We start from the raw sequence: 4,269 nt of genomic DNA on the forward strand, positions 1-4,269 counted from the left end.
GCCTTCGGATTTGGAGAGTTCGTTAAGGGCACGGGCCAGAGCGGGAGGGAGGTTGTTGTCCAGCAGGAAGTTCAAGCCGCATTCCTAAGCTCGAAATTAACTGCCGCGTCTACTGCGTTGGCAGGTATCTCGTAAATTTGAGCAACGCGCTTGGCATCGTTCCCTTCGGCTTGATAAGCACTGAAAACAGTTGCTGTGTCGATCCCTGTAACGGAAAGCACAGGTTTTCCAAAGTTTCTGGAGGGGTCGAGAACAATGGCCTTGCTGCGTTTGATCGGGTACCAGCGTTGAGCGGCACCAGAGCCCGTGTAATCAATGCCTTCATAGAGCGATGGCGTGATGACCTGTTTGAAGGCGTATTGCCTTTTGACCAGGTCAAGCAAGGCGTCATCGCCGAGTTCATCCAGAACCGTGGCGAAAATGCTCCGTCCGTCTGTTTGGAATCGTTTGCAGGTAAAGGGATAGGCCTGATCAAACATCGCTTTTGCTTGCACCGAAGCGCTGCGAATAGCTTGCAAGCTAACGCCGTGCTTACGGAAAGCGTGAACAAAGCGAATTTCGAGAAGGTCGTGAAAACCCAGGATGGGTTCACCCAGATCAGCCAGTTCGGAGGGCCACAGACCAGGATGCAGAGCACCGTGGGCGGTATACCCGAACAACCAGCGGCGGATGTCAGCGGCCGGAATGCCGGTGTAGAGCGCGGCTTCTGCCGGGGTGTACAAGCCAATGCCAACAAGATGGCTGGGTAGCGCAGTGCGTTGCATGTGGCCTCCTTGTCAGCGGGTAGTGCGGAAGGTGGAGTCTGGTGGCAGTGGCGATCTCGATCAATCGGTTTGAGACGAACCGTCTGTATCGTTTGCCTAGATTAGGTTTGCGGCTCATTCCGCACAAGTTCACACACGACGCTTTGGCTTGCGGGAAATATCTGACCCTGACCACGGAAGGAACGATGCTGAGGTAGTTTCACGAAGCGATACCCACGCATTGGGTCGACAGAAAGTTACGTTAAGTGAAGCCTTCCGTTGAGTCAGAGGCTTATCGTGAGCCGCGCACGGGTTAACTCAATTGCTAGAAAGTGGCCCGCGAGGGCCACCATTTTCCTCACGACAAGAAAACCTGCGCCTGCAATCGTCGCCCAACAACGTCCAGCAAATCACAACCATCGCGCAGTGAAACCACCAGCGCTCGTGCCAGTTCACTGTGAATCCCCTCGCCGGTGGCGACGATCTCCAACAACTGTGTCGCGGTACGGATGCGGTAGGCGGCTGTTTCATGCAGCACGTCCAGCGGCGCTTCGGTGTCGATTAACAGGGATGCGATGGTGCAGTCGATGCCGGTGATGGGCATGTATCGAGTCATGGCAGAACCTCCATTCAATAGCAGAGCGTGACCACTCAGTGGTGAGCGGCGGGTTGAGGTTCGTGTGATGCGTCCGGCGTGTCGAAATGCTCCAGTGCCCGGTTCACCAGCAATTCGCCCAGCACGATCAACTGCTGAATCGCCAACGCCACGTTGCGACGCGAGTCTTCGAGCTGGAAGGCCAGATCGGTGGTCATGACGTTGAGCGAGGCGAGGGTTTCGGAGGTGTGGATCAGCAGGGTTTCGGTGTCGATGTTGGGGAGGAGGGTGAAGAGATTGCTTACAGGAGTGGTGGTTTTTTCGGGGGGATTGGGGGTGATCTTTTTCATGGTGGAGCTCCTTACACTGGTGATAAAAGCTGCCAGCCCCCCGCTGTCAAACAGGATTGGGTGGCAGCCGTACGCGGGTTGACAGACCAGAAGTGTAAGAACCCGGCGCACCCGAAGATGCCCCGCGCACAGCCGCCATAAAGAAACTGCATGCGGGAAAGCATGCCGTCTTTTCAGGTGGAGTGAAAGATTACACTTTTCGGCCTGTCAAAGCCGGTCGCTGATGCGCAGCGACACCTGAAGGCTATCTCTCCTGATCCTTCCTCGCCAGTTCACCACATGCACTACGGTTTGCGGGAAATGTCCTAGGATCGTTGAGGGCGCGGAAATAAAAAATGAAGGGCTGTCGATTTGCGGCGCTACCGTTCGACAAGGTAGTGAGTAGTTCACATCCAACGGAGAGACGACGATGCGATTCATGATCATTATAAAAGCCAGCAAGGATTCCGAAGCCGGCGTGATGCCCAGCCAGGAATTGTTGACCGCGATGGGCAACTACAACGAAGAGCTGGTCAAGGCCGGCATCCTCCTCGGCGGCGAAGGCCTGCACCCCAGCAGCAAAGGTACCCGCGTGCGCTTCTCCGGCGAGAAACGTACGGTGATCGACGGCCCGTTTGCCGAAACCAAGGAACTGATCGCCGGCTACTGGCTGTGGCAGGTGAAGTCGAAGCAGGAAGCCATCGACTGGGTCAAACGCTGCCCAAACCCGATGCCGGGTACGGAGGCAGAGATCGAAATTCGCCAGGTGTTCGAGGCGGAAGATTTCGGTGCCGAGTTCACACCGGAGCTGCGCGAGCAGGAAGAGCGTGTGTGGGCGCAGGCGAAAGATCAGGCGAAGAAGTGCTGAAACGAAAAGGGGGGCTGATTAATTTTGACTTGGGTCGGACTCACGACAATCAATCGGTCCCCTTGTTCGTTGGTGCTGAACAGGATCAACCGGCGAGCATTCCCCAAAACATCGCGATGACCGCCAATGCCATCGCCATCGAACAACTCCAGCCCAGTATCCGCAAGCCTGGCCGAATGACGAAGTCACCCATGATGTCCTTGCGCGATGCCATGAACATCATGGTGAACATGATCGGCACGGCCATGACGCAGTTGATCACGGCGCTCCACAGCAAAGCCTTGATCGGATCAATGGGCGCAAAGCACAGCAGAACGCCCAACAACGTTGCCGCTGCAATGACTCCGTAGAAGCCTTTGGCGGTTTTTGGCTCGTCGGCCAGGCTGTTTTTCCATTGAAAGGCCCCCGCCATGGCGTAGGCGGCGGAACCTGCCAGTACGGGAATGGCCAGCAAACCGGTACCGATGATGCCGGCACTGAACAGCCAGAAGGCAAACTCTCCGGCGATGGGCCGCAGGGCACTCGCCGCTTGTTCGGAGGTCTGGATATCAGTCATGCCGTGCATGTGAAGGGTGACGGCGGTGGTCAGCATGATGAAAAACGCGATGACGTTGGAAAATGCCATTCCAATGACCGTGTCGATTCGGATCCGCCGGAAATTGACCTTTGCCTGCTCTGGAGCCTTGATCAGCGAGTCTGCGTCGGGACGAGCCTCCATTTCTTCCACTTCCTGGGAGGCCTGCCAGAAGAATAAGTAGGGGCTGAGGGTTGTGCCGAAAATGGCCACGACTATGGTGATGTATTCCGGCTTCCAGGACAGATGCGGCCATACCGTCTGCAGAGCGACCTTGCCCCACGGGATCTGCACCGCAAAAATTATGCCCACGTAAGCCAGCAATACCAGGGTCAGCCACTTGAGTACGCGCACATAGCGGCTGTAGGGAATGAACATCTGCAGCAGTAACGAAACCACCCCGAAGCCTACGGCGTAGAAGTGAGTCGGCCCACCGATCAGCAACTTCGTCGCATTACCCATTGCGGCGACGTCGGCGGCAATGTTCACGGTGTTGGCGATCAGCAATAGCCCGACAATGGAAAATAGAAAGGGCTTGGGGTAATGATGGCGAATGTTGGTTGCCAGTCCGTGACCGCTGACCCGACCGATTTTGGCGCTGATGACCTGAATGCCGACCATCAGGGGGAACGTCAGTAACAACGTCCAGAGCGTGTTCAGACCAAACTGCGCGCCGGCTTGCGAGTAGGTTGCGATACCACTGGGGTCATCGTCGGCAGCACCGGTAATCAGCCCCGGTCCCAGTTTTTTCAACCACGAACCATGAGCCCTGACCACTGGCTTGGAGACAAGCTCTTCGTTGTTCATTGTTGTCGGCTTCGCGGGGCGGCGGGATGCCATATATAGCTGTGACTGGAGGCTTTTGCGGGGAGTTCCCTGAGCGTACTTCCTCCACTCTCGACCTCAGCGCGAATACTGAAAGGACTTCTCTTTATGGCTTGGCGGGGGGCTCGTCCGTCAACTCACAAAAATAATCTTCGACACCAGCTCAGCACTGTTCTTGGCCTGCAGTTTTTTCATCAGGCGGGCGCGATGGACTTCCACGGTCCGGTGGGAAATCGCCAGTTTTTTGGCCACTTCCTTGCAGGTCAGGCCATTGACGATGTGCATCGAGATTTCGCGTTCACGGGGTGTGAGGTTCACCGTGGCGTGGTGCGGAC

At 56.4% G+C, this 4,269-nt stretch carries 7 protein-coding genes; 1 reads left to right on the top strand and 6 read right to left on the bottom strand.

Annotated features, from left to right (window positions below; translation table 11 throughout):
• The 4 genes from AC1DH9_RS23830 to AC1DH9_RS23845 form a co-directional block, all read right to left on the bottom strand.
• The coding region (locus tag AC1DH9_RS23830) for a PIN-like domain-containing protein (RefSeq protein WP_477808889.1) at window positions 1-75 on the bottom strand (75 nt) is incomplete at its 3' end.
• Window positions 72-764 (bottom strand): DUF433 domain-containing protein, encoded by a 693-nt coding sequence (locus AC1DH9_RS23835; RefSeq protein ID WP_477749093.1) that lies wholly within the window; start codon window positions 762-764, stop codon window positions 72-74. The genes AC1DH9_RS23830 and AC1DH9_RS23835, both read right to left, overlap by 4 nt.
• A gap of 337 nt (window positions 765-1,101) precedes the next feature.
• Window positions 1,102-1,359, bottom strand: a complete 258-nt coding sequence (locus AC1DH9_RS23840; RefSeq protein ID WP_427541940.1) for a hypothetical protein — start codon at window positions 1,357-1,359, stop codon at window positions 1,102-1,104.
• A gap of 35 nt (window positions 1,360-1,394) precedes the next feature.
• Window positions 1,395-1,688 carry a DUF6124 family protein gene (locus AC1DH9_RS23845; protein ID WP_427541937.1) on the bottom strand — a complete coding sequence of 98 codons (294 nt, stop codon included), beginning with the start codon at window positions 1,686-1,688 and terminating at the stop codon, window positions 1,395-1,397.
• A gap of 409 nt (window positions 1,689-2,097) precedes the next feature.
• Between AC1DH9_RS23845 and AC1DH9_RS23850 the strand changes: the two genes are divergently transcribed.
• Window positions 2,098-2,535: a YciI family protein gene (locus tag AC1DH9_RS23850; RefSeq protein WP_427541934.1), complete on the top strand. Its 438-nt coding sequence runs from the start codon at window positions 2,098-2,100 to the stop codon at window positions 2,533-2,535.
• 85 nt (window positions 2,536-2,620) lie between these two features.
• Here AC1DH9_RS23850 and AC1DH9_RS23855 read toward each other — a convergent pair whose 3' ends face one another.
• Complete coding sequence (locus AC1DH9_RS23855; protein ID WP_427541931.1) at window positions 2,621-3,916, bottom strand: NRAMP family divalent metal transporter; 1,296 nt, start codon at window positions 3,914-3,916, stop codon at window positions 2,621-2,623.
• A gap of 150 nt (window positions 3,917-4,066) precedes the next feature.
• The coding region (locus AC1DH9_RS23860) for a response regulator transcription factor (RefSeq protein ID WP_477808888.1) at window positions 4,067-4,269 on the bottom strand (203 nt) is incomplete at its 5' end.

Source organism: Pseudomonas sp. 05T35 (genome assembly GCF_056396605.1).

What these genes read in the sequence shown, in the direction of transcription:
- AC1DH9_RS23845 (WP_427541937.1), bottom strand. Translation starts at nt 1,688, where the DNA reads ATGAAAAAGATCACCCCCAATCCCCCCGAAAAAACCACCACTCCTGTA.
- AC1DH9_RS23840 (WP_427541940.1), bottom strand. Translation starts at nt 1,359, where the DNA reads ATGACTCGATACATGCCCATCACCGGCATCGACTGCACCATCGCATCC.
- AC1DH9_RS23835 (WP_477749093.1), bottom strand. Translation starts at nt 764, where the DNA reads ATGCAACGCACTGCGCTACCCAGCCATCTTGTTGGCATTGGCTTGTAC.
- AC1DH9_RS23850 (WP_427541934.1), top strand. Translation starts at nt 2,098, where the DNA reads ATGCGATTCATGATCATTATAAAAGCCAGCAAGGATTCCGAAGCCGGC.
- AC1DH9_RS23855 (WP_427541931.1), bottom strand. Translation starts at nt 3,916, where the DNA reads ATGAACAACGAAGAGCTTGTCTCCAAGCCAGTGGTCAGGGCTCATGGT.